The sequence below is a fragment of the Exiguobacterium alkaliphilum genome (assembly GCF_018138125.1).
GTDB classification, from domain to species: domain Bacteria; phylum Bacillota; class Bacilli; order Exiguobacteriales; family Exiguobacteriaceae; genus Exiguobacterium; species Exiguobacterium alkaliphilum.
Map to the genome: position 1 here is coordinate 1,305,544 of NZ_CP073101.1, position 25,070 is coordinate 1,330,613.

Annotated in this window: 24 protein-coding genes and 1 other annotated feature; of the genes, 17 read left to right on the forward strand and 7 right to left on the reverse strand. The window is 53.1% G+C overall.

Annotated features, from left to right (window positions below):
- Window positions 1-117 precede the first annotated feature (117 nt).
- From KB235_RS06765 to KB235_RS06785, 5 genes are all read left to right on the forward strand, one after another.
- A complete protein-coding gene (locus KB235_RS06765; RefSeq protein ID WP_246514383.1) occupies window positions 118-1,308 on the forward strand; it encodes an MDR family MFS transporter in 1,191 nt (396 codons plus the stop codon).
- Between the two features lie 117 nt (window positions 1,309-1,425).
- Window positions 1,426-2,181, forward strand: a complete 756-nt coding sequence (locus KB235_RS06770; RefSeq protein WP_034809188.1) for a bacteriorhodopsin-like — start codon at window positions 1,426-1,428, stop codon at window positions 2,179-2,181.
- A gap of 57 nt (window positions 2,182-2,238) precedes the next feature.
- Window positions 2,239-2,455 (forward strand) — a binding site (T-box leader).
- Between the two features lie 41 nt (window positions 2,456-2,496).
- Window positions 2,497-4,899, forward strand: coding sequence for a leucine--tRNA ligase (leuS, locus tag KB235_RS06775; protein WP_211780824.1), 2,403 nt, complete (start codon window positions 2,497-2,499; stop codon window positions 4,897-4,899).
- Window positions 4,900-5,017: 118 nt separating this feature from the next.
- The gene (locus tag KB235_RS06780) at window positions 5,018-6,085 is read left to right on the forward strand and encodes a hypothetical protein (RefSeq protein ID WP_211780825.1); all 1,068 of its coding nucleotides are present in this window, start codon (window positions 5,018-5,020) and stop codon (window positions 6,083-6,085) included.
- Window positions 6,086-6,099: 14 nt separating this feature from the next.
- Window positions 6,100-6,609 (forward strand): pyrophosphohydrolase domain-containing protein, encoded by a 510-nt coding sequence (locus tag KB235_RS06785; protein ID WP_211780826.1) that lies wholly within the window; start codon window positions 6,100-6,102, stop codon window positions 6,607-6,609.
- Between the two features lie 26 nt (window positions 6,610-6,635).
- Here KB235_RS06785 and KB235_RS06790 read toward each other — a convergent pair whose 3' ends face one another.
- On the reverse strand, window positions 6,636-7,907 hold the full coding sequence (locus KB235_RS06790) for a BaiN/RdsA family NAD(P)/FAD-dependent oxidoreductase (protein ID WP_200871122.1): 1,272 nt from the start codon (window positions 7,905-7,907) through the stop codon (window positions 6,636-6,638).
- 140 nt (window positions 7,908-8,047) lie between these two features.
- Here KB235_RS06790 and KB235_RS06795 point away from each other — a divergent pair, with 140 nt between their 5' ends.
- Both KB235_RS06795 and KB235_RS06800 read left to right on the forward strand, forming a co-directional pair.
- Window positions 8,048-9,745: a putative polysaccharide biosynthesis protein gene (locus tag KB235_RS06795; RefSeq protein ID WP_211780827.1), complete on the forward strand. Its 1,698-nt coding sequence runs from the start codon at window positions 8,048-8,050 to the stop codon at window positions 9,743-9,745.
- The gene (locus tag KB235_RS06800) at window positions 9,745-10,455 is read left to right on the forward strand and encodes a pseudouridine synthase (RefSeq protein ID WP_034809201.1); all 711 of its coding nucleotides are present in this window, start codon (window positions 9,745-9,747) and stop codon (window positions 10,453-10,455) included. Before KB235_RS06795 ends, KB235_RS06800 begins: the two co-directional genes overlap by 1 nt.
- Window positions 10,456-10,539: 84 nt before the next feature.
- On the opposite strand, the gene KB235_RS06805 is transcribed toward KB235_RS06800, so the two are convergent.
- Window positions 10,540-10,761, reverse strand: a complete 222-nt coding sequence (locus KB235_RS06805; protein ID WP_034809203.1) for a DeoR family transcriptional regulator — start codon at window positions 10,759-10,761, stop codon at window positions 10,540-10,542.
- A gap of 306 nt (window positions 10,762-11,067) precedes the next feature.
- Here KB235_RS06805 and pepV point away from each other — a divergent pair, with 306 nt between their 5' ends.
- From pepV to KB235_RS06835, 6 genes are all read left to right on the forward strand, one after another.
- Window positions 11,068-12,453: a dipeptidase PepV gene (gene pepV, locus KB235_RS06810; protein WP_034814696.1), complete on the forward strand. Its 1,386-nt coding sequence runs from the start codon at window positions 11,068-11,070 to the stop codon at window positions 12,451-12,453.
- A 61-nt stretch (window positions 12,454-12,514) separates the two neighbouring features.
- Entirely contained in the window at window positions 12,515-13,666 is a 1,152-nt protein-coding gene (locus KB235_RS06815; protein WP_200871123.1) for an MFS transporter, read from the forward strand.
- A 5-nt stretch (window positions 13,667-13,671) separates the two neighbouring features.
- Window positions 13,672-14,247 carry an RNA 2',3'-cyclic phosphodiesterase gene (gene thpR / locus KB235_RS06820; RefSeq protein WP_034809497.1) on the forward strand — a complete coding sequence of 192 codons (576 nt, stop codon included), beginning with the start codon at window positions 13,672-13,674 and terminating at the stop codon, window positions 14,245-14,247.
- A complete protein-coding gene (locus tag KB235_RS06825; protein WP_034809211.1) occupies window positions 14,217-15,056 on the forward strand; it encodes an NERD domain-containing protein in 840 nt (279 codons plus the stop codon). Before thpR ends, KB235_RS06825 begins: the two co-directional genes overlap by 31 nt.
- A gap of 21 nt (window positions 15,057-15,077) precedes the next feature.
- Window positions 15,078-17,243, forward strand: a complete 2,166-nt coding sequence (gene pulA, locus KB235_RS06830) for a type I pullulanase (RefSeq protein ID WP_211780828.1) — start codon at window positions 15,078-15,080, stop codon at window positions 17,241-17,243.
- 50 nt (window positions 17,244-17,293) lie between these two features.
- Window positions 17,294-18,079, forward strand: a complete 786-nt coding sequence (locus KB235_RS06835; protein ID WP_211780923.1) for a phosphotransferase family protein — start codon at window positions 17,294-17,296, stop codon at window positions 18,077-18,079.
- Window positions 18,080-18,127: 48 nt separating this feature from the next.
- Here KB235_RS06835 and cydS read toward each other — a convergent pair whose 3' ends face one another.
- Complete coding sequence (gene cydS, locus KB235_RS15820; protein ID WP_420834626.1) at window positions 18,128-18,238, reverse strand: cytochrome bd oxidase small subunit CydS family protein; 111 nt, start codon at window positions 18,236-18,238, stop codon at window positions 18,128-18,130.
- A 136-nt stretch (window positions 18,239-18,374) separates the two neighbouring features.
- Between cydS and trmB the strand changes: the two genes are divergently transcribed.
- Both trmB and KB235_RS06845 read left to right on the forward strand, forming a co-directional pair.
- Entirely contained in the window at window positions 18,375-19,022 is a 648-nt protein-coding gene (trmB, locus tag KB235_RS06840; protein ID WP_034814706.1) for a tRNA (guanosine(46)-N7)-methyltransferase TrmB, read from the forward strand.
- Between the two features lie 105 nt (window positions 19,023-19,127).
- Window positions 19,128-19,637: a hypothetical protein gene (locus tag KB235_RS06845; RefSeq protein WP_235193473.1), complete on the forward strand. Its 510-nt coding sequence runs from the start codon at window positions 19,128-19,130 to the stop codon at window positions 19,635-19,637.
- 303 nt (window positions 19,638-19,940) lie between these two features.
- Here the strand turns inward: KB235_RS06845 and dhaM are convergent, their stop codons facing one another.
- The 4 genes from dhaM to KB235_RS06865 all read right to left on the reverse strand — a co-directional run bounded on the left by dhaM (window position 19,941) and on the right by KB235_RS06865 (window position 22,295).
- Window positions 19,941-20,303, reverse strand: coding sequence for a dihydroxyacetone kinase phosphoryl donor subunit DhaM (gene dhaM, locus KB235_RS06850; RefSeq protein ID WP_211780924.1), 363 nt, complete (start codon window positions 20,301-20,303; stop codon window positions 19,941-19,943).
- A gap of 1 nt (window position 20,304) precedes the next feature.
- Entirely contained in the window at window positions 20,305-20,895 is a 591-nt protein-coding gene (gene dhaL / locus KB235_RS06855; protein ID WP_034814709.1) for a dihydroxyacetone kinase subunit DhaL, read from the reverse strand.
- Window positions 20,896-20,914: 19 nt separating this feature from the next.
- A complete protein-coding gene (dhaK, locus tag KB235_RS06860; RefSeq protein ID WP_211780829.1) occupies window positions 20,915-21,892 on the reverse strand; it encodes a dihydroxyacetone kinase subunit DhaK in 978 nt (325 codons plus the stop codon).
- Between the two features lie 100 nt (window positions 21,893-21,992).
- A complete protein-coding gene (locus KB235_RS06865; protein ID WP_024371334.1) occupies window positions 21,993-22,295 on the reverse strand; it encodes a PepSY domain-containing protein in 303 nt (100 codons plus the stop codon).
- 134 nt (window positions 22,296-22,429) lie between these two features.
- Between KB235_RS06865 and KB235_RS06870 the strand changes: the two genes are divergently transcribed.
- Both KB235_RS06870 and KB235_RS06875 read left to right on the forward strand, forming a co-directional pair.
- Window positions 22,430-23,503, forward strand: a complete 1,074-nt coding sequence (locus KB235_RS06870; protein WP_211780830.1) for a M42 family metallopeptidase — start codon at window positions 22,430-22,432, stop codon at window positions 23,501-23,503.
- Window positions 23,504-23,613: 110 nt separating this feature from the next.
- A protein-coding gene (locus tag KB235_RS06875; protein ID WP_211780831.1) for an IS3 family transposase occupies window positions 23,614-24,941 on the forward strand; the annotation gives its coding sequence in 2 pieces (ribosomal slippage) (window positions 23,614-24,013 and window positions 24,013-24,941; 1,329 coding nt in all).
- Window positions 24,942-25,070: the final 129 nt, after the last annotated feature.

Here is a 25,070-nt window from a genome sequence, read left to right on the forward strand (position 1 = left end):
TGAGTACTTTTTCTTGACAGTTATGGACCGTTCCGTTAGCTTGGAGAAGGACTAATTTTGGATTCGGCCGTCGTGCCGAATTTTTATCGTTTAGGCGATGGGAAAGGAGGAGTTGGCGTGAACAAGAAAATGCCGATCTCAATATGGATTTTGGTCATCGCGATGGCGCTCAATACGACGGCGGCGTCTTTTTTATGGCCGTTCAACACGTTATATATTAATGGATATTTAGGAGAATCGATGACGCTCGCCGGTATCGCCCTCCTCGTCAACTCCGCCCTCGCCATCGTCGGGAACTATATCGGCGGGACGTTGTTCGACCGACTCGGTGGCAAGACGACGCTCGTGATCGCGGTATCACTGCTCCTTGCCAGTTCGCTCGGATTTCTGTTGTTCCATGCGACGTTCTTCGGATACTTGGTCTGGCTCGGGCTCATCGGCTTCTCGGGCGGGCTCGTCTTCCCGACAGTGTATGCTTTCGCCGGCTTGATTTGGCCGGAAGGGGGGCGCCGTTCGTTCAATGCGATATATGTCGCCCAAAACGTCGGTGTCGCGCTCGGTACGGCGATGAGCGGACAAGTGGCGCGCATCAACATCGAATGGATCTTTTATGCGAACTTCTTTTTGTCGGTCTTGTTCGTCGTCGTGCTTTTGTTCGGCTTCCGTTACTTGAAAGAAACGACTCGTCCGGTCATTCAGTCGCAACTTGAGGCGGCCGCGACGACGTTGTCCGGTGCGACGATGAAATCGATGTGGTATGTTGCCATCGGTTACGCCGCCCTCTGGTTCGTCTACGTCCAGTGGCAAGGGACGATCGCCGTCCACTCGCAAGGGCTTGGCGTGACGATTAGTGAATACTCGCTACTCTGGACGGTGAACGGGGCGATGATCGTGTTCGCCCAACCGCTCCTTAACCGGATGTTGCGTCAATTTGAAGACGACTTGAAGCGCCAGCTCATCATTGGTGGCGTCATCTTCCTTGCGGCCTTCCTCGTTGTGCCGTTCGCCGGAGGTTTTGCGATGTTCATGGTCGCGATGATCGTCATGACGGTTGGCGAGATGTTTATCTGGCCGGCGGTCCCGACGATTGCCGCCAAACTCGCACCGGCAGGGAAAGCCGGTCAATATCAAGGACTTGTTAATATCGCGGCGTCGGTCGGGCGCATGATTGGCCCGACGATGTCCGGGCTATTATATGACGTGTTCGGTATCAATGCGGTCTTCGGACTCATGATTCTTCTCAGTGCAATCGGTCTCTTCTTCTTCATTAAAACGGGTTCACTGAATCGACAAACATCGGAAGAATGAGCATATTTGCTGCATCTTCATATACGTTGCACCATTGAGTTGTGCATTAAAATGAAGTAAAGGATCCTTTCACATCGTAACGCCGGGTCGTCTTTCGTCTTGTCTCATGTGAAGGAGATGGACAATGTGAGTGAAGAAGTGAACTTACTTGTATTGGCGACACAGTATATGTTTTGGGTCGGCTTTGTCGGCATGGCTGCGGCAACGCTATACTTTTTGGTGGAACGAAACAGCTTAGACCCTGAATATCGTTCCGTCGCGACGGTTGCAGCGCTCGTCACGTTCGTCGCAGCGATTCATTATTACTTTATGAAAGATGCGGTCGGCGATTCAGGTCTGCTATCGGAAATCACAGGATTCCCGACGGAGATTCGCTATATCGACTGGCTCGTCACGACGCCGCTCTTGCTTGTGAAGTTCCCGTTGCTGTTGAGTTTGAAAGGGAAGATGAAGACGGGGTTACTGACGAAACTGATCGTGGCCGACGTCATCATGATCGTGGCCGGTTATCTCGGGGAATCGTCAATCAACTTGAACGGTGGCTTCACGCAGCTTGGGCTATGGGGTTATTTAGTCGGTTGTTTCGCTTGGCTCTATATCATCTATTTGTTATTCACGAACGTCACGAAAGCGGCGGAGTCGTCTCCGGCACCGATTCGGAAAGCGCTCCTCAACATGCGTCTCTTCATTTTAGTCGGGTGGGCGATATATCCGATCGGCTATGCGGTGACGCTGTTTGCGAGCGGCGTTGAGGTCCAGCTCGTACGGGAGCTGATTTACAACGTGGCGGATTTAGTGAACAAAGTCGGGTTTGGACTCATCGCGTTCTTTGCGGTCAAAACCATCTCGACGATGAAACAAATTAAGACGTAACGAAAAGTTCACATTGACGCGGTTTTTTATCTTGGGATAGAATGAAAGGGTAGATAAACTATCGCGATGAAAAGGAATAGTATCGTCTTGTCTGTATCGTAGAGAGCCGGTGGTTGGTGCGAACCGGTATATGGACGTCGAGAACTCGCCTTGGAGCAGTTTGCCTGAACGAGAGTAGGGTAAACCGGAGTTACGCCACGTTATCGGCGTCTCAAGTGGCAGAAATGCAACATGGGTGGTACCGCGGAGAGCTTTCAAGCCTTTCGTCCCATTACCGGGGAGGAAGGCTTTTTATTATGCAGAGGAGGATGAATTTTGGACTATTTTAAACATCAAGACATCGAGCCGAAATGGCAAAAGCGTTGGGAAGAGAAGGATGCGTTCCGGACGACAGAAGATCCGGACAAGGAGTGTTTCTACGTCCTTGACATGTTCCCATATCCGTCAGGAGCCGGACTTCACGTCGGTCACCCGGAAGGTTACACGGCGACGGACATCATTGCCCGCATGAAACGGATGCAAGGCTTCAACGTGCTCCATCCGATGGGATGGGACGCGTTCGGTCTTCCGGCCGAGCAGTATGCGTTAGACACAGGGAACGACCCGCGCGAGTTCACAGAGCGCAACATCGGCACGTTCCGACGCCAGTTAAAAGAACTCGGTTTCTCATACGATTGGGACCGTGAAATCAGCACGACGGACCCGAAATACTATAAATGGACGCAATGGATCTTCACACAGCTCCACGACCGCGGACTCGCCTACGTCGACGAAGTCGCCGTCAACTGGTGCCCGGCCCTCGGGACTGTGCTTGCCAACGAAGAAGTCATCGACGGGTTATCGGAGCGCGGAAACCATCCGGTCTATCGTGTGCCGATGAAACAGTGGGTGCTTCGCATCACGGAATACGCCGAGCGCTTGCTCGACGATTTAGAGGGGCTTGACTGGCCAGACAGCGTCAAAGAGATGCAACGCAACTGGATCGGCAAGTCGGTCGGGGCCGAAGTCGATTTCAAAGTCGACGGTCATGATAAAGTCGTGACGGTGTTCACGACACGTCCGGATACACTTTACGGCGCGACATACGTCACGCTCGCACCGGAACACCCATTCGTGAAAGCGATCGCGACACCTGAACAAGTCGTCGCCATCGAAGCGTACGTCGAAGAAGTCTCGAAAAAGACAGACCTCGAGCGGACCGACCTCGCCAAAGAGAAGACGGGTGTATTCACCGGCGCTTACGCGATCAACCCGGTCAATGGCGAGAAACTTCCGATTTGGATTGCCGACTATGTGTTGTCGACATACGGCACGGGCGCGGTCATGGCCGTACCTGGACATGATGACCGCGACTATGAGTTCGCGAAGACGTTCGACCTCCCAATCCGCGAAGTCGTCACAGGCGGCAACTTGGAGGAGGCGGCTTACGTCGAAGACGGCGTTCACGTCAACTCAGGCTCGCTTGACGGGCTCAACAAAGCCGATGCGATTGCCAAAATCATCGAAGAACTCGAATTCGCCGGCACGGGCCGCGCCAAGACGACGTATCGTCTCCGCGATTGGTTGTTCAGTCGCCAACGCTATTGGGGCGAGCCGATTCCAATCATTCATATGGAAGATGGCACACTCAAGACGGTAGCGGTCGAAGAGCTTCCGCTCGAACTCCCGATCATCGATGAAATCAAACCGTCGGGTACGGGCGAATCACCGCTTGCGAACGCGGACGAGTGGTTGACGTACACGGACCCGGTGACAGGAGAGAAGGGTCGTCGCGAGACGAACACGATGCCACAGTGGGCCGGCAGCTGCTGGTACTACATTCGCTTCATCGATCCGCATAACGAGGACATGATCGCCGACCCAGAGAAGTTGAAGCGCTGGCTCCCGGTCGACTTGTATATCGGTGGTACGGAGCATGCGGTCCTTCACTTGCTCTACGCACGTTTCTGGCATAAGGTGCTCTATGACATTGGCATCGTTCCGACGAACGAGCCGTTCCAAAAGCTCTATAACCAAGGGATGATCCTCGGTGAGAACAACGAGAAGATGTCGAAGTCAAAAGGCAATGTCGTCAACCCGGACGACATCATCAAATCGCACGGTGCCGACACGCTCCGTCTATATGAGATGTTCATGGGACCGCTCGACGCGGCCATCGCCTGGTCGACGAACGGACTTGACGGCGCTCGTCGCTTCCTCGACCGCGTCTGGCGCTTGTTCGACCAAACGGAGCTCACAGACGGCGCGCCGACGGCCGACTTCGAGCGGACGTATCATCAGACGGTGAAAAAAGTGACCGAAGACTACGAGGCGCTCCGTTTCAACACGGCCATCTCGCAACTCATGGTCTTCATCAACGAGGCGTACAAACAAGACACGCTTCCAAAACAAGAGATGGTCAACTTCATCAAGATGCTCGCCCCGGTCGCGCCACACTTGGCCGAAGAGTTGTGGGAGCGTCTCGGCATGACGGAAGACTTGACGTACGCGGCCTGGCCGACGTTCGATGAGTCGAAACTCGTCAGCGACACGATTGAAGTCGTCATCCAAGTGAACGGGAAGCTTCGTGCGAAGATGCACGTGGCCCGTGACGCTTCGAAAGAAGTACTCGAGGCTGATGCGCTCGCGAACGAACGCGTTCAAGAGTTCACGGAAGGAAAGACGGTCCGCAAAGTGATTGTCGTACCTGGTAAACTCGTCAATATCGTCGTAGGATGACCGGAGAGAACGTGTGACATTGTCACATGTTCTTTTCTTTTTCCTGACGCCGTTTTCTTTTTCGAGAGGGTTTGTTACACTAAAGGGCGATACTGCAGAAAAAGGGGACAAACCGTCCATGAAACGTTCTTACGTACTATATACGACCTCGTTCGCCTTGTTGGTCGGGATGATTCTCTGCTACGTGCTCGTCTTTTCCGACGAGGAGATTCAACGACAAATCGGCGCGACGTTTGATAAAATCGAGATTCAGACGAGCCATCAAGCGACACCGCTCCCGCCGGTCGAGGCCTCGCCCGACGATGAGGACATCGATACGACCGATGCGCTCGAACAGATTCAAAAGATTGACGAAGTGTACTACAGCGACACGATTGGTGCCTACCTCGTCTTGACGGATAATCGTGAGTTCTTCGAAGTGAGCGGAAACGCCAACCGTGTCATCGCTTCGCTCCAACTCGAAAACGAAGGACAAACGTTGAAGCTGAGCGAGTTCATCGGCATGCGGATGATCACCGAGACGAAAATCTTTGCGGTCACGGACAAGGGCGTCCTCGTGACGATTGAACGGGAAGGCGGTCGCTGGGTCGAGCAAGAACGAAAAGCGATTGCCGGCATCCGACCGAACGACCGCTTGTTCGGTCTCGGCTTTGACCAGACGACCGAACGCTTAATCATCATGAACCGTGAATCGGGAACGACCGACGTCGAGCTCCTCTACATCGAAGAGCGCATCACGGAAGTCGAGACGGAGGAACGGGACGAGCCAGAGGGCGAGTCAAGCGCTGACGACGAAGCAACGGGAGAAGAGACGATTGATGTCGATGCGGTCTCACCAGAAGACGAAGCGTTACAGACTGAGGCCGAACCTGATCCGGAACCGCTCAGCGAGTGGGCGATTGAATCGCGCAAAGCGCTCACGACGACCGGTATGAGCGCCTCGATTCAACAAAAATTCGAGAAGTTCCGCGGCGTCGGGCTCGTCGAACGACAAGGCCGGATTTACGTCCTTGACTCCGAAGAGCTCGTCTTATACACCATCAACCCGAATGAAGGAACGATGAACGGCCAGATGGTGACACCACGCGTGTACGGATCGACCGGGATGTTCCTGCAAGACAACGAGATTTTTGCAATCGTACGACCAGACGTGTTCGACCTGGACGCTTTCGTCTCGGTCGACTGATAGGAGAGGGTACTATGAGTAAACGCTATTTTTTTGAAGAGGTCCGCCAGTTCCATGAGACGTTCGGACACCCGGAAGCGAAGACACCGGAACCACTCGTCCTTGACCGTGCCGTCAAACGCTCGGTCTGGACGGCCGAAGAAGCGGTCGTCGAGTTTTTACACCAATCGTCTCGTAACGAAGCGGAATTTTTAGAGGCCGTCGCCGCATTCAAGCAAGGTCTAGACCAAGCGGTCGAGAAGTCGTTATCGATGCCGTTGCCCGAATCGGACGTCGAGCGTCTCGTCGGACAAGGCGATGCGCTTACGGACGCGCTCTACTTCGTCATGGGCAGCTTCGTCGAGCTCGGGCTTGACCCGGTGCCGTTGTTTGAAATCGTACAACGGGCGAATATGGCGAAACTCGGTCCGGGCGGCAAACCGATTTTGCGCGAATCGGACAATAAAATCATGAAGCCAGAAGGGTGGATGCCGCCTGAGCCAGAGCTCGAGGCTGAAGTGCTCCGACAGATGGCAAAAAAATAAGAGTAGGTGGTCGCGACCACCTACTCTTATTTTGCTTCAACAGAAGCGAACTCGGCTGCATGCGACCCCGCGCAATGCCCGGTCGTGAATGCCGCCGTGATGTTATAGCCGCCCGTATAACCGTGGATATCGAGCACTTCGCCGGCGAAGAATAGGCCAGGTGCCTTTTTCGACATCATCGTCTGCGGGGCGATCTCTTTGACGGAGACACCGCCGCCGGTGACGAACGCCTTGTCGAAGTCGAGCGTGCCGATGGCATGAAGCTCGAACGCCTTCAGCTGAGTCGCGAAATCGAGGACCGATTGCTTCTTCAACTGGCTCGCGTCTTCTTCACCGAACGCGAGTGCCGCGAGCAACAAGTCGAGCATCCGTTCCGGGATGAAACCTTTCCAGACGTTTTTGACGGCTCGTTTCGGTTGCGACTGAACTTGTTTGAGTAGTTCTTGATACAGTTCGTCGCGCGCCATGTCCGGGAACAAGTCGAGCGACAACGTCACGACACGTTCTTTACTACGCTTACGCTCTTTAATCGTATACTGGCTGCAACGAAGGGCAATCGGTCCGGAGATACCGAAGTGCGTGAAAATCATGTCCCCGCGATGCGTCTTGATCGGCTTCCCTTTTTTACCGTGGACGGTGAGGGCGACGTCTCGTAGCGAGAGGCCTTGCAGTTCCTTCGTCCCGATGAAGGCGTCGTTCAATTTGATGGGCACCTCGGTCGGGAACAGTTCGGTGATCGTGTGACCGGCCTTTTCGGCCCAAGGGTAGCCGTCGCCAGTCGATCCGGTATGCGGGACCGACTGTCCGCCGACGGCAATCACGCATGCGTTCGCCTCGATACGTTCCCCGTCTTCGAGTTCGACGGCTGTGAACTCGTTTTCTTCATTAAAATGGAGCGTCTTTACTTTGGCGTTCTTTCGAATCTCGACGCCGAGGTCGTCGATGGCACGGAGCAACGTATTGACGACGTCTTGTGCCTTGTCGGTCACCGGGAACATCCGACCGTTGTCTTCTTCTTTCAACGGGATGCCGAATCCGGTGAACAAATCAATGATGGATTGATTGTCGAACTGGGCGAGGGCGCTGTAAAGGAAACGACCGTTCCCGGGGATGAACTGGACAAGTTCGTCGACCGGTTTCCGATTCGTCACGTTACAACGGCCGCCGCCAGAGATCGCGAGCTTGCGCCCGAGTTTTGAGCCTTTGTCGATGAGGAGCGTGCGCGCGCCGGCTTTCGCCGCGGCATAAGTGGCCATGAGACCGCTCGGCCCGCCTCCGATGATGATGACGTCTTTCATGATGGTATACCTCGTTTCTATCAAATCGATCGGTAAAATTATCGTAACTTTATTATCCGCAACAGTAAGAGTATAATGAGAAACAGTTGTTTTGTAAAACGAAGTCATTTCATGATGAACCGAATAGATGGAGGTAACGCATGTCATCAAGCGTCAAACAAGATTCAGGAAGAGAGTCGTTCGTCAGAGGGACGCTCCTTCTATCCGCCGGGAACTTGATTTCTCGGATGCTCGGGTTGTTATATACGTTCCCGTTCCAAGCGATGGTCGGGATTGCCGGTGTCACGCTCTATCAGGCGGCGTATACGTATTACGCACTCATGATCGCCATCTCGACGGCGGGCATTCCGGTCGCCGTCTCGAAGTTCATCGCCAAGTATAACGCGCTTGGCGAATACGGGACGAGTCAACGCTTGTTCCGACAAGGGATGAAACTTATGCTCGCTACCGGCGTCGTCGCATTTCTCATCTTATTTTTTGCGGCACCTTGGCTCTCGGAGCTGATGGTCCGTAACTCCGACAACAATCAGCAATATGTCGACTCGCTCACGCTCGTCACGCGCAGCGTCAGCTTCGCACTCCTCCTCATCCCGGCGATGAGCATGGTCCGTGGTTATTTCCAAGGTCATCAAGACATGGCACCGACGGCAATCTCACAAGTGATCGAACAGATCGTCCGCATCTTGTTCCTGCTCAGCGGGACGATGCTCGTCTTGTTCGTCTTAGCGGATTCGGAATTGATTCGACCGCTCGCCGATACGCTCGGCGGAACCGGTGCGGTCGAGACGACAGAGTTGAACGGATTAAAAGTGCTCGCCGTCACGATCGCGACGTTCAGCGCGTTCATCGGAGCGATCGGTAGTATCGTCGTGTTGGCCATTTACTGGCGGAAACGAAAGCTGATCCACACGAATACGGAAAATCCGGAAGGAACGCCGGTCCGGTCGATGAAGTCGCTCTTGCTCGAGCTACTCAGCTATTCGATTCCAATCGTCATGGTCGGACTGTCGACACCGCTCTATCAGTTCGTCGACCAGTTGACGATGGTGAACACGCTTCTCAATTCAGGGAAGACGGTGTCCGAGGCGACGTCGGCGTTCGGATTCTTGACTGGGAACGCCCATAAAATCGTCTTGATTCCCGTGTCGATTGCAGCGAGTGTGTCGATGGCGACCATCCCGCTCGTCACGCGTTCGTTTACGCACGGAGACATGACGAAAGTGCGCAACCAAGTGAATCACATCTTCCAAGTGTCGTTCTTCGTGACGATTCCAGCCGTCATCGGTCTCGTCGCATTGGCTGAACCGTTGTTCGGGACGTTGTTCCCGCGTGACCGGGAAGGGTGGGTGTATTTACTTCACTACGCGCCGAGTGCGTTCTTCTTGGCGTACTACTCGGTAGCGGCCGCGATTCTACAAGGAATCAATCGGCAATATTTCACCATCTTTGCCACGGCGATGGGACTCTTCGCTAAAGTCGTCTTGAACGTCCCGTTCGTCTATTTGCTCGGCGGCATCGGGGCCGGTTATGCGACGATTGCCGGCTATATCGTCGCCATCGTCCTCATGGTTTGGAAGATTCAACGGGCGCTCCAGTTCCCGTATAAACAGTTGCTCCGCCGAACGATGCTCATGTTCGCGATGGGGGCTGTCATGTTTATCGTCGTCTATGGGTCGTTGTTCGTTACGTTGAATCAAGAACCGAGCTGGGGGAATGACATTCTCGCGACGTTCGTCGGCTTCGGTCTCGGCCTCATCGTCTACGGCTATCTCGGTTGGAGAAGTCATTTGGCCGGTAAGTTGTTAGGGAAACGATTCGAGTATCGGAGGAAAGCATAATGCGGATTGATAAATTATTGGCCAATATGGGGTATGGATCCCGAAAAGACGTCAAGCTGTTATTGAAACAAGGCGCTGTTCAAGTGGATGGTCAACCGGTGAAAGATGCGAAGCGGCATGTGAAACCAGAGACAGAGGTTGTGACCGTGTTCGGTGAAGCGGTCGACTATAAACCGTTCGTCTACCTGATGATGAACAAACCGGAGGGTGTCGTCAGCGCGACCGAGGATCAAGTCGAGACGACGGTTCTCGAATTGATTGATCCGTCCTACGCACATTACGAACTGTTTCCGGTCGGACGGCTCGACAAGGACACGACCGGGCTACTGTTGTTGACGAATGACGGGGCGTTCAATCATGCGCTCATGTCCCCGCGAAAGCACGTCGATAAAGTGTATGTCGCTGAAATCGATGGCGAGATGACCGTCGACGATGTGCGCCGGTTCGCCGAAGGCGTCGAGCTCGAAGACGGATACACGACGAAACCGGCCCGTCTTGAAGTGATTAGCCGGAACGGTCGTCGCTCGATGATTCGCCTGACGTTGTCTGAAGGCAAGTATCATCAGGTCAAACGGATGGTCGCGGCCGTCGGGAAACACGTCGAACGGCTCGAACGGATTCAAATCGGGACGCTCGAACTAGACCCGACGCTCGAGCGGGGTGCTTACCGGGAGTTGACGCAAGAAGAATATGACGCCTTGTTGGCGTGATGAAGCGACCGATGGACGAGTTGTCCATCGGTTTTCTTGCGCAAAAAAAGAAGCCTCAACTTGAGACTTCCACGTAATTTTTATTCAGTTTGCCGTCTTCAGCGACCGTTTCGATGCGGTCCACGTTCCGCGGCTCGGACTCTCAACAAGATTATTGTACTCAAGCACGTTCAAATCACGCTGGACAGTGCGCGATGTGATTCCGAACTCTTCTACTAGTTCTGAAGTGGTGACGCATTCCCTTTCGTTTATGAACAAATAAATGGACTTGATGCGGGTTAGCATACGATCTGTTGAACCTTTCATTGGATGACCTCCCAATGCGTAGAATGGTAAAGACATAACCGACGAACGACAAAATGAAATATGAAATTGTTATTTTCTAAAATTACACCTTTAGTATACCGCTCTCGGATAGAATTGCAAGTGAAAAGCACGAACGTTTCAAATGTAAAGTTGATGTTACGAACGTAAAAATCGAATGAATAATTTGTAAAACAGGTAAAATCAAGCTAAAAGACGAACGAAAAAAACTTTTCGAAATGAATGTTCGTCTTTCTAACATTTGGATATACTAATATAGGAGACAACATTCGCAAAGGGGAGATTGACATGAACTGGAGACAAGAAGTCGATACACGAAAAGAGGCATTTCTAGACGACTTACACGGATTGCTTCGCATCCCGAGCGTGCTCGACGAATCAAAAGCAGGACCGAATGAGCCGTTCGGACCGGACGTGCGCCAGGCCCTCGACTACATGCTCGAGCTCGGTCAGCGGGACGGGTTCACGACAAAAGACGTCGGCGGATACGCCGGACACCTCGAATACGGGGAAGGGGACGAACTCGTCGGCATTCTTTGCCACTTGGACGTTGTGCCGGCCGGGGAAGGTTGGACGTATGGGGCGTTCAACCCGACGGTCGCGGACGGGAAAATTTTCGCGCGCGGCAGCAACGACGATAAAGGGCCGACACTTGCCGCGTATTACGGGTTAAAGATCGTGAAAGAGCTCGGTCTGCCGCTCTCGAAACGGGTTCGGCTCATCGCCGGGTGTGACGAAGAGAGTGAGTGGCGTTGCGTGCGCGAGTATTTCAAACAAGAAGAGATGCCGACGTACGGATTCGCCCCAGACGCGGACTTTCCCATCATCAACGCGGAAAAAGGATTGTATGACGGGGTATTGAAACAAGTCCCAATTCAACGGGTACCGGGAGTGAAACATCAATTGATCTCGTTCATGAGCGGGGAACGTCCGAACATGGTCCCGGATTACGCGACGGCCGTCTTGAAGACGGACGATGTGCTCGAGGAGAAGTTTGAAGCTTACCTTGAAAAATATGAGGCGGACGGGACGTGTGTCTACGATAAAGGGGAGTACACGCTCACGATGCGTGGTGTCGCGGCCCATGCGATGGAGCCGGATAACGGCGTGAACGCGGCCTACGTCCTCGCTGGATTCTTGTTGCCGCTGCCACTTGATATTCAAGGAGAGCGTTACATCGAATTCATCCGCCACGTCTTTGCCGATTCGCGGGGCATCTCCCTCGGAATCGAAGCGAGTGACGAGACGGGCGACTTGACCGTCAACGGCGGCGTGTTCCGTTATAACGAGGATGAGCGCACAGCGACGCTCAACATCCGTTATCCGTACACGGCGAAATTCACGGAACGGTTGCAAAACTTGAAAGAAATCGCCTTGTCGTTCGGCTTCGAACTGTCAACACGTCACCATATGCCACCGCATCACGTCGCGGAGGATCATCCACTCGTCAAGACGCTTCAAGCTGTATATGAACGGCAAACGGGCGAGTCGGCCAACTTGATGGCGATTGGCGGGGGGACTTACGCCCGTTCGCTCGAGGCCGGTGTCGCGTTCGGCGCGCTGTTCCCTGGTGCAAAAGATGTGGCCCATCAAGTCGATGAATACATGGAAATTGAAGATTTGTTACGGGCGGCTGCGATTTATGCGGAAGCCATCTATGAGCTCGCTAAATGAAAAACACTCGGAGAGCTGACTGAATCGGTCAGCTCTCTGTCTATTCGAAAGGAAGTTTATTGTGAATCAGCAAAAACGGTTATACCAATCGATTTATGTCGCCATCTTTTTCGCCCAAGGTGCGTTAATTCCATACATGACGTTATTTTTCTCTCAATCCAGATTTGATTTGTCTCCGAGTGAGGTCGGGACGATCGTCGCGATTCTGCCGATTCTCTCCATCGGGGTGCAGCCGCTATGGGGAATGCTCGCCGATCGGACCGGTCGCGTCCGAGCTTGGCTCGTCCTCGCGATGATTGGCGCTGCCGCCATCTCGATCACGTTTTTGTTCGCGACAGCTTACTTGTGGATCGTTCTGTTGATGGTCGCCTGGTCGATTTTCCAATGTGCCCACATCCCACTCGTTGACATGATGACGCTCGACTATACGGCCCGCGCTAAAATCGATTACGGTGCGATTCGACTCTATGGCTCCGCCGGGTTCGCCATCGCTGTGTTCATGATGGGCCGAATCGCCGACACACCATGGGGGCTTTCGAGCACGTTCCTCCTCAGTGCGATCGTCCTCGTCCTTGGGAGTATCATCTTGCGGCGAATCGACGAACCGGGGTTGGCCCGGACGACGACCGTCGCGCCATTCGCCTGGTCGGCCGTGTGGAACGTCCCGTTCGTCGCTTTTTTAATCGGAGGGATGCTCGTCTTCGGTCCGATTTATGCGAACAACTATTACTTCGGCATTTACGTGACGAGTATCGGTGGGTCGACGACGCTCGTCGGGACATTATTTTTAGTCGCCGTGCTCTGTGAGATCCCATTCATGAAAGTCGCGTATCAAATCGTCGCAAAACTCGGCACGGTGAACGTGCTCGCGGGCGCCGCCTTCATCTCGGCCATCCGAAACGGCTGGCTCGCCCTCGAGCCGCCACTTCTCGTCGTCTGGATCTTGGCAATCGTCCAAGGGCTCGTCGTCGGCTTGCTCATCCCGGTAGCGCTTCAGTTCGTAAGGAGCCTCGTCAGTCTGAACGTGACCTCGACGGCGATTGGCGTCTATATGGCACTCACGTCAGGTTTGGCGACGGCTGCCTTCAACCAATTGAGCGGAATCATCATTGAAGTCGACAGCATCATTGGTGTATTTTGGATGTACACCGCAGTCAGTCTTCTTGGAGCGGCTTTGTTTTTAGGCATGAGACGGTTCCGTGAGAAAGGATGATTCCGATGACGACACATTATTTTATCGCCTTGCCGATAGAAGCAGACGAGTTCGCACGCATTCAACGGGAAGTACTCCCTTATTATTCCTACCGCCGTGTCTATCGACCGGACGAGTTCCATTTGACGCTTCAGTTTCTTGGGGCGCTCGATGACGATCAAGTCGAGGCCGTGAGAGAAATCACGAAACAAGTGGCGAATGAGACGAGACCGTTCACGTTGACGTTCGAACAGATTGATTTCTTCGGTCGACCGGATCGTCCGCGCGTCTTGACGATCATTCCAGAAGCGTCGCCTGCACTCACCGCGTTCGTGAGCACGTTGCGGGGACGATTGCACGATGAAGTACCGGGGCTCGACCGAAAAACGTTCGTCCCGCACGTCACACTCGCAAAAAAATGGGACAGTGGCCATGTCGTGCCGCACATGGCACCGACGTTCCATGTTACCGAAACGATTGACGCGGCCGTCTTGTATCGAATCAACCCGAGTCACACCCCTGCTTATGAAGCGGTGGACGTATTCCCGTTAACACGCTCAGAGGAGGACACATGGCGATCCCGATTAAAATTTTTGACGTGACGTCGAAGTATGAACGAAACGTCTTGGACCAATATAACCGTTACCAAGAATATGTGGAGTCCGATACGGCCCGCATGCGACGCTTGCACGAGCTCAATCGTTTGAATCCGCCCGAAGTCGTCGAGTTCGACAACCCGTGGTGGAAATTTTGGCGCAGAACCGAACGCATCGAACTCGAGCCGACCCCGTTGACCGATTCACAGTTTCAGGCGCTGTTGGCGTCGCGAAAGAAGATGCAAAAGTTGCAGTTCGCGTGCGAGGGTGCGACCGAGGCGGACGCCCCGTTGCTCGCATTTTTACGTGACTTCGGCTACCGGAACATGTTGACGGAATGGAATGAACACCATTTCTTCATGTTCCGTCCGGTCGTCCGTTGGAACGGGGCGACGGTGGAGTTGAGTCATCTCATCATCGGTCCGTCCCATCTCTATATCGTCGAATGGCTCGAAGGGGACCGGAGCATCTATCACATATCAAAAGAGAAGACATGGATTCATCAGCCGCTCAAAGGGGAAAATACCCGTGTAGTCAATCCGCTCATCGCTTTGACGCGAACTGAGGAGATTGTCCGTCTGTTTCTTCCGTCCTATGACGGGGTCTTACAGAAAGTGACGGTGGCCCCGAACGGCTATTTCGATCATGTACCTACATCAAGCACGACCCAGTTCATCTCACGGTCGGACTATGACCAGTGGCTCAAACAAGTGAACGGGCGTGCCCCGATCGTGAAAGCCCAACAAATTCGAGATGTGGCGACACTTCTAGACCAGACAGCTCAGATGCCGTTTCGACAATTTATGGATCAGTAGGTAGGAGAGGATGGAACGCGTATGCATCACACACCTGACCAACAGACGACGACACATGCGACAATCGAGCGAGCGTCTTTATTATCGTTCGAATTGATTCGGCTCGAGGTCGTCCCAGAATATGAAGCCATTCCAGTGCAGATCGAACAAAATGGGCGCCCTGTCGACTATACGATTGTCGACGAACGTTGGACCGAGACGGGGACGATGGAACGGGACGTGAGATTGAGCCGGCCCGTCTCGCTCGAGACCGTCTATACCGTCTTCCACCCGGGCCATAAGACGATCGTCGCAGTCCCAAGAGAGATCGTCCAGACCAAAGAGTTCGAGCGGCGTTATGCGTATGACGGCCCGCTCGGTCTCGTCTTTGGTGCAACCACGATTGAAGCGTTCATTTGGTCACCGGTCGCCTTCTCGATATGGGTGACGGTGCACGATGAGACGACCTCCCGTGAAATTGAACGGTTTCGGATGACGCGACAAAGTCGCGGCGTCTGGCATGCCGACATTCCGCGATTATATGAGGGGCTCCTCTATCGGCTGCACGTGAAGACGCCGGTCGAGACGAACGATGTCGTCGACCCTTACGCGAAAGCCGTCAGTCTCAACGGCGAGTTTGGCGTACTGGTCGATGTCGAGTCCCATCTCGCCTCAAGCGTCGAACGAGTGGAGCGGCCGCCGCTTCGAAAAGCGACAGATGCCGTCATTTACGAGTTACACATCCGTGATTTCACGAGCCATCCGTCATCGACGAGCCGCATGAAAGGGTTGTACGGAAGCGTGGCAGAGACGGGACTCACGACACAAGCCGGACATAGTGCCGGGCTCGACTATATCAAACAGCTCGGCGTGACCCACGTCCAACTGCTTCCGGTCCATGATTTTGGAAGTGTCGATGAGGCGACCCGCATGCCGTACAATTGGGGATATGACCCGATTCATTGGTTCGCGATTGAAGGCAGTTACGCGAGCGAACCGAGGGCGCCGTTGTCCCGCGTGACCGAGTACGCCGAGCTCGTCACCGACTTGCACCGCGCCGGCCTCCGGGTCGTTGTCGACGTCGTCATGAATCACGTTTACGTTCGGGAGCAATCCGCCCTCGAGGCGCTCGTCCCGTATTATTTCTTCCGCTACGAACATGACGGGACTGTGGCGAACGGCACCGGGGTCGGGAACGATACCGCGTCCGAGCGCTACATGATGCGGCGCATGATCGTCGACTGTGTGACCTATTTCGCGTCGGCATATCACGTGGATGGATTCCGGTTCGACTTGATGGGGATCCATGACGTAGAGACGATGAATCAAGTGCGCATCGCGCTCGATAAAATCGATCGCTCCATCCTGATTTATGGGGAAGGGTGGGACTTGGCGACACCGCTCAGTCCGTCAGTGAAAGCGACGTCGCATAACGCTTCCCATATGCCGCGCATCGGTCACTTCAACGACATGATGCGGGATGCGCTCAAAGGCTCGACGTTCAACGACCGCGAGCGTGGGTTCGTCTCCGGTAATGAGTGGCGAGAGTGGGAACTGAGAGAATGTTTGACCGGTGCCGTTCAAATTCCGAACGTGACGGTCGGCCGCTTCCCGAGCCCGCAATATACGATCAATTATGTCGAGGCGCACGACAACTACACGACGTATGACAAGTTGAAGCTCGCATGCGAGGACATCGACGAGGCGACACGGCTACGGATGCAACGATTTGCCACGGCCATCGTCCTCACCTCCCAAGGCGTGCCCTTCTTACACGCAGGACAGGAGTTCGGTCGGACGAAGCATGGGGTCGAGAATAGTTATAACGCACCCGACCGAATCAACCATCTCGACTGGGACCTCCGCGACGAGCGTGCTTGCGAAGTCGAATATGTGAAAACGTTGCTCAAGCTGCGGCGTCGCCATACGTGCTTCCGGTATGACACACGACAAAAAGTCATCGAGCAGTTCAAGTTTTTACCGTCTCCCGCTGGCGTCATCGCCTACGAGGTGACGGCGAGCCATTCGTATGATGCGTGGCAACGTGTCCGCGTTTATTTGAACGGGACGTTTGAAGACGTGACGTTCCATGCGGAAGGGGATTGGAACGTGTTCGTCCAGGGCGAGACGGCGAGCTTGACGCCGATTGACCGGAATCCAGCCGAGATTCGAGTCGAGTCGTTGTCAATGACGATTATCGCGTGTTAATATGGTGATTGTATCTTTTTAACTTCTTATGAGATTTGAGCGTGATGACTATGTATTCAGATATAATCGGTGCGCTCGGCGAGGAATGGACGGTCGCCTCCGCAGGCGGCATCACTGGCGAGGCATACGTGGCGACGACGCGCCAACAAAAAATCTTCGTCAAGCGAAATTCGTCTCCATTCTTGGCGATTTTATCTGCCGAAGGCATCGTTCCAAAATTGTTATGGACAAAACGGATGTACAACGGTGACGTCCTCAGTGCCCAACAGTTTATCGAAGGTCGTGAACTGTCGCCAGCCGATATGCAACGTTCGGACGTGGCGGCACAACTTGGAAAAATCCATCATTCGAAAGAGCTATTATTCATGTTACAGCAATTAAATCATACACCCGTCACGTCGTCGCTTTTGCTCCGGCAATGTGTCGCCTACGGCCAAGATGAGTCGAACCGAATAATCGACGAGGCCATACAGTGGCTCACCCGCCATCAGCCGGCCGATGACGACCGAGAGCTCGTCGTCTGTCATTCGGACTTGAATCATAACAACTGGCTAGAAGATGAATCCGGCCAACTGTACTTGACCGACTGGGACGATGCGATTATCGCTGATCGTGCCTTCGACTTGGCGATGGTGCTCTACAGTTACGTCGATGAGGCGGGCTGGGAGGATTGGTTCCGTCAATACGGCGTCGACTTGACGCAGTCGTTGCATGAACGCATGCATTGGTACGCCGTCGCGCAAACCGTGCTTACGATTTATGGGGAACAAAGTGATCTCGAGCGGCTCGAAGGTCTCGCGGTGTTGAAAGAACTTCTCGAGGAAGCCGATGAATGAACGAAAAAAGGGATGGCCCGGTAATCGGGTCATCCCTTTCCATATGCATCACACATCATCTGGTTTCATAAAGAACGCCCATACGAACGTCGCGATGACGGCGCCGAAAAATGTTAACGGGGCCGCATAAAAAATCAAAAATTGGTCCAACGTGCTCATCAATCTAACCTCCCTATGAAGGATGATATACGTTCATTAAACAATGTTTTCGTGTATAATCGCAAGGGGACTGCTTGCTCGATGGGCCACAGTCGGAATAAACTTGAACATTTCATGAACGAAAGGTAGGATTTTCATGCGATTACGCCATAAGCCTTGGGCGAAAGATTATATGCAAGCTCAAGAACACGTTTTTATCTCCGAACCAGAGACGCTGAAAGGGAAGTGGAACGAGGAGTTCGGTAACGAAAACCCGCTCTATATCGAGGTCGGGTCCGGGAAAGGTCAATTTATTTTTGGGATGGCCACACAATTCCCAGACGTCAACTTCATTGCCATCGAGTTGTTCGAGAGCGTAGCTGTGTCAATCGTTCAAAAGTTGGTCGAGACGCCGATGCCGAACGTGCGCGTCTTGACGGTCGATGCGAAACAGCTCGTTGACTATTTTGATGCCGGTGAAGTCGATCGCATCTACTTGAACTTCTCGGATCCATGGCCGAAAACACGTCACGCCAAACGACGCTTGACATATAAGACGTTTCTCGCCACGTACGAGGCCGTATTGCCGCGTGGGGGCGAGATTCACTTCAAGACGGATAACCGCGGTCTATTCGAATACTCACTCGAAAGCATGAGCCAGTACGGCATGTACTTCACCGATATTTCACTTGATCTTCACGTAAATGAACCGGCCGATAACGTTAGAACCGAGTATGAAGAGCGGTTTAGCGCCATGGGGCAACCGATCTATCGTATGGAAGCCGCGTTCCGATCGAAAATTTGACACGCTTTTTTCTTATTTTAATAGCATTTTCTTCACACTTTTTTCTTTCTTCTTGGTACAATAGGAATGACGCTAAATTGGAATTAAAGAAGGGGGAACATGGGGATGTTGAAAAAAGCATGGGCAAGCCTGCTTGCAGTAATCTTCATTCTGACAATCGCACCACTGAATCCGTCGGCGAACGAGGCGTTCTTGGACGCCCTCGAAGAGGATTTAAAAGCCACGCACTATGATTACAAAGAAGGAACGGCTGAAATTATCAAGCAAGAGACGCTTACGTCTTCGAACGGTAATGAAATCATTGCGGCGGTCGTCGAACTCGATACGATTCGTGACGGGATCTTCATCACACGCAAGACCGAGTTCCATTATTTCGATGCGACAGAAAACAAGATTTTAGAAACGGCGGACCTTGCTGAAGTCGAGGGTGCGACAGAGTTTTCAGATGCGAACATCGATTTGCTCGGACAAAAAGTCGTTTACTGGTTACCAGTTTTAATCATGTTATTGTTGATTGCGATTCCAGCACTCATCTTGTTCTTCGTCGTGCCACGTTTCTACTCGACGACTGAATACATGAACCCGATTTACGAGAAAAACGATAATCCACGCTAAAAAAGAGCCAAAAGGCTCAGCTTGTTGACTTACATCAATTGAATCGCTCGTCCTTCCGGCGCTTACGTTTTCCGCAGGCAATCCCGGAGCCGCATCGCGACTCGCGTCGCTGCCGGGTCTCCGTCGGATTGCTTTTCCTGCCGGAGTCGGGGCGCCGTCGGACGAGCAACACAAACGGTCGCCGTCGGGTGGCCGTTTGTGTTTTTCTAGGGGGGCTCGATCTCTTAGAACACAAAAAAGACGAACCGATCCGCTTTTTGCGAAGGGGTTCGTCAACAGCTTGAGAGCCGAAAGGCTTTTTTTTCATGCTTCTTGTTTCAGTTGATCCATGATTTGATCGAGCTCCATCCCGTTTCCAGACGAGACGGCTGCGACGAACGCACTCTCGACAATCGGACCGTCATAGAACTGGACGGCTTTATCGCCTTCATACATATCGATTGCCAATTCGGCGTTCATCGTCGCCGAACCGATATCGGATAAGAGGAGCGCCTCTTTGTCGACGGCTTCAATCGCCTCGAGGATTCGAGTCACATCGGTCCCGATGCTCCCATCTTCGAGTCCGCCGGCGAGATGGATTGGGACCGTCGGCGCCATTTCTTTCAACAAGTCTTGGATCCCTTCAGCAATTTTTTTACTGTGGGAGACGATGATAAGTTCGACGATGTTAACCGACCTCCTTCATGATGGCTTTCAAGATGATGGCGCTCGACATTGCACCGGGGTCGACCGTGCCCCGAGAGTTCTCTCCGAAGTATGAAGCACGGCCTTTCGTCGCTTTCATATCTTCCGTGTCATGGACGAGACGGTCGAGCTTTTCTGCGTAATCGTCCGAATCGGACAACCCCTTCAAAAACGGTTCCCATACATCGACCATCGTCTTTTGACCGACCTCGGATTTTCCGCGTGCCTTGATGGACGCGGCGCCTTCTTCTAACGCTTGCTTGACGAGCGGGAAGTCGGCCTCGGTCGCATCGCCGAACGCTGTCGCGGCTTTGACGAAAGCGGACCCGTAAAGCGGACCGGCTGCTCCGCCGACTTTTGCCATGAGCGTCATGCCGACTTTTTTACTCAGCGCGCCTAACGATTCATAGTCGTCATCAAGAATGGCGGAGACGGCATCGAACCCACGGGACATGTTGATCCCGTGGTCCCCATCGCCGATAGCGCGATCTAGGTCGGTCAACGTGTCTTTATGTGCTTCGATCTCTGATTGGGCGTTTCGTAGCGCTTTTTTCAATCCATCAATCGTTAACATGCGATCAACACCTCGTTTGTTAAATTTTAAATCCGTGTGCGGCCGAAGGCGCGTCTAAATATCTTGTGATTTCATCGTCGAGCGGCAAGAGCGTGATGGAGAAACCATGCATCTCGAGCGATGTCATATAGTTGCCGACGTATTTCCGTATGAGCGTATAGCCGGCGGCTTCTAATTTTTTGGCGACGAAATGATACGTCACGTATAGTTCGGACAGCGGGGTGCCGCCCATTCCGTTGACCATGACGGCCACTTCGCCGGGTTCGACTTCTTGTTTCAAGTGATCGAGTAAGTCGTCAACGATTGAATCAACGCTCGTCGTCGGTTTGCGCTCGACGCCGCGCTCCCCGTGAATCCCGATGCCAATCTCCATCTCTTCCTCGTTCAAATCGAAGCCTGGTTTACCGCTCACCGGCATATAACAAGGCTCGACGGCCATCCCCATTGAGCGGACGTGGCTCGCGACTTTCTCAGCGACGGCTTTCACTTCTTCGAGCGACTTGCCGCTCGCTGCTGCCGCACCGGCGACTTTATGGACGAATACAGTCCCGGCAACACCACGGCGGTCGTCTTTGTTTGAGATGGCGACATCGTCGGCGACGACGACGTGGTCGACTTTGATCCCTTCGGCGTCAGCGAGTTCGGCCGCGAGTTCGAAGTTCATGACGTCACCGGCATAGTTTTTCACGACGAGGAGGACACCGTTTCCGCCGTCCGCTGCCTTGATGCCCTCGAGCACCATATCCGGTGTCGGTGAAGTGAACACTTCTCCACACACCGCCGCATCGAGCATCCCATCGCCAACATAACCAGCGTGCGCAGGCTCGTGACCGCTTCCGCCGCCTGAGACGAGACCGACTTTTCCAGACTTCGCACCATCGGCCCGACAGATGACGTTTACCCCTTCGACACGACCGTACACGTCGGGATGGGCATGGACCATCCCTTCCACCATTTGCGATACGAGCTCATTTGCTTCACCGATCAGTTTTTTCACGTGGGATCACTCCTTTTCGATTTAAAAAAGTACCAATTACATTTTTCCACTCTTTCTAGACGTTTAAACAAAAAAAGCCGGCGAGTGTTCGCCGACTTGATTACGCATATTCAAGTAGTGCACCAGTCTCTGAATCGACTGTGAACTGGTACGTTTTTTCTTCGTCATTCTCGAGAACCGAGATGCCGCCTTTGAAGACGTCATACTCGCGCCCGTCATACGTGTACACTTCTGGTGATGCCGAGATCCATGCCCCTTGGACATGACCTTTGGCAGAAAATGCGCGTTTCGTGTATTCGAGTGCGTCCTCGGCCGATAAGCTTCGTTCATCCAAAACTTTCTTCGTCATAAGTGCGGCAACGACAGCGACCCCGATTCCAACTAACCAATACCTTTTCTTCATATGACTACCTCCCTTGAACTATGGCTATCATGTATATCGTACCAAAACCTGTACCCCATTGGAATGAAAAGCATTCGCATCTCATGAAAACTTCTGTATATAATGGTGGCACAACGGTTGAAGGGATGAGACAGATGAAACAAAAAACGAGAGACTTATTCAAGACGCTGACCGAGCTGCCGGGGGCACCGGGGTTTGAGTCTGACGTCCGTCAGTTTGTGCGCGACCGCATCACACCGCATGCGGATGAAATCATGACGGACGGCATCGGCTCGATTTTCGGAAAACGGACCGGGGACGAGGCGGGACCACGCATCATGGTCGCAGGCCATTTGGATGAGGTCGCGTTCATGGTGACGCGCATTACGGACAACGGCATGCTATACATACAACCACTCGGCGGCTGGTGGAGCCAAGTGCTCATGGCGCAACGATTCGACATCGTGACAAACGATGGCAAAATCCCTGGCGTCGTCGCTTCGACACCGCCGCACTTGCTCGGACCGGATGCGATGAATAAACCGATGGACATGAAACAAATGTTCATCGATATCGGTGCCGACTCGAAAGAGGAAGCGGAATCGTGGGGCGTCCGACCAGGTCTTCCGGCCGTGCCTACGAGCGACTTCACGCCGCTCAAACATCCGAAAAAAATCATGGCGAAAGCGTGGGATAACCGATACGGTGTCGGGCTCGCCATCGAGTTGCTCGAGGAGACGACGAAAGCCGACCACCCGAACATCCTCTTCTCAGGAGCAACCGTTCAAGAAGAAGTCGGCCTTCGCGGTGCGCAGACGGCTGCCGAAATGATTCAACCGGACGTCGCGCTCGTACTCGATGCGTCACCCGCGAATGACGCGTCAGGCAACAAGACGGAGTTCGGCCAACTCGGGGAAGGGGCGCTTATCCGAATCCTTGACCGCGTCATGGTCATGTCACCGGAAATGCGCGATTTCTTGCTCGATACGGCGTCGGACGAGAACATTAAAACGCAATATTTCGTCTCACCAGGCGGGACGGATGCCGGACGGATTCATTTGAGCGGACAAGGGGTGCCGACGGCGGTCATCGGTGTCGCGGCGCGATACATCCATACGCATGCCTCGATTTTGCATACGGATGATTACGACGCAGCGAAGGCGCTTCTCAAGGCGCTCGTCAAGCGACTCGATCGTTCGACGATGGAGACGCTGCACGGCTCACGTTAAAAGGGGAACGTCACTTCTAAACTGTACCCTGAGTAGTAGACACTAAAAAAAAGTCTACTGCTCAGGGTTTTTGTGTACACTGGACTAAATCATATTGGGAGTGAATTCGAGTGTCGAAGAAGATATTTACGTCAAAAGAAATAGATGCGCTAGCCGCAAATCCTTACGTTAAATCTGTGAGCCCGAAAGGGATCACGTATACCGATGAGTTTAAGGAACTTTTTATAGCACAGACGTTGGAAGGAAAGTTCCCTGTGGAAATCTTCCGGGGATGTGGATTCGATGTGGAGGTACTCGGTGAACGGCGTATGAGTTCTTGTAAAAATCGTTGGACACGAGCTTACCGAAAAGATGGGGTAATGGGGCTGCGCGATACACGATCAAGTAATTCAGGACGTTGGAGAGATAAAGAGCTGTCGACAGAAGAACGGTACGCGAAGCTCGAGGCCGAAAACAAACTGTTGAAAGCAGAGGTCGAACTATTAAAGGAGATCCGCCTGGCGGAAGGGAGAGGAAAGCTGGACTTAACGCATCGCAAAAGTATGAGCTGATTCAAGGTGTCATCATCAAGCACAAAATGAAGGGGATGGTCAGCCATCTCTGCCAGGTGGCCGGGGTGTCACGTCAGGGATACCACGCCTATTTCTCGAAACGGAGGAGACAGATCAGACAGGAGCGCGAATCGAAAGACGTGGCTCTTCGTGACCTCGTTCTGAAGGCGTTCCACTTCAAGAAGCGCAAGAAGGGTGCTAGGCAGATCAAGATGGTGCTGTCTGGTCATTTCGGTGTGACGATGAACCTGAAGTGTATCCGACGTATCATGCGGAAATACAACATCGTGTGTCCAATCCGCAAGGCGAAGCCATACAAACGGCTCATTAAGGCGACGGCCGAGCACCGGGTGGTGCCGAATCGCCTCAAACGCGAATTCAAACAGGGCACTCCCTACAAGGTGCTTCTCACCGATATCACCTACATATTTTACGGGAACGGTAAGCGGGCCTATCTTTCGACCATCGTGGACGGTTCGACCAATGAGGTACTGGCGCATCAACTCTCTGAGAACATCAATCTCGACATTGTATTGGATACGTTGAAGCGTTTACGGAAGAACCGGAGGATTCGCTTGGACAAGGACGCATTCATCCATTCAGATCAAGGAGGGCACTACACGAGCCCGACCTACCAGAAAGAGGTGAAGCGTATGAAGCTAGGTCAATCCATGTCCCGACGGGGCAACTGTTGGGATAACGCTGTCCAGGAATCATTCTTTGGACATTTCAAGGATATCGTCGAGTTAAAGGCCTGTACCACGTTCGATTCACTACAGCGTGAAATCCGAAAAGCCATTAACTATTACAACCATCATCGTTATCAATGGAACATGGAAAAGATGACTCCCGTACAGTACAGGAATCATCTCCTTGAAGCAGCATAAGTTTTTTTATTAATGTCCTTTACAAGGGGTACAGATTATTCTAAAGTGGCGTTTTTTTTTTATTGCTATTTGCCTAGAAACGCTTATACTAAAAAACGTGTGAAGACATAAACTTTACGACTGACAAGA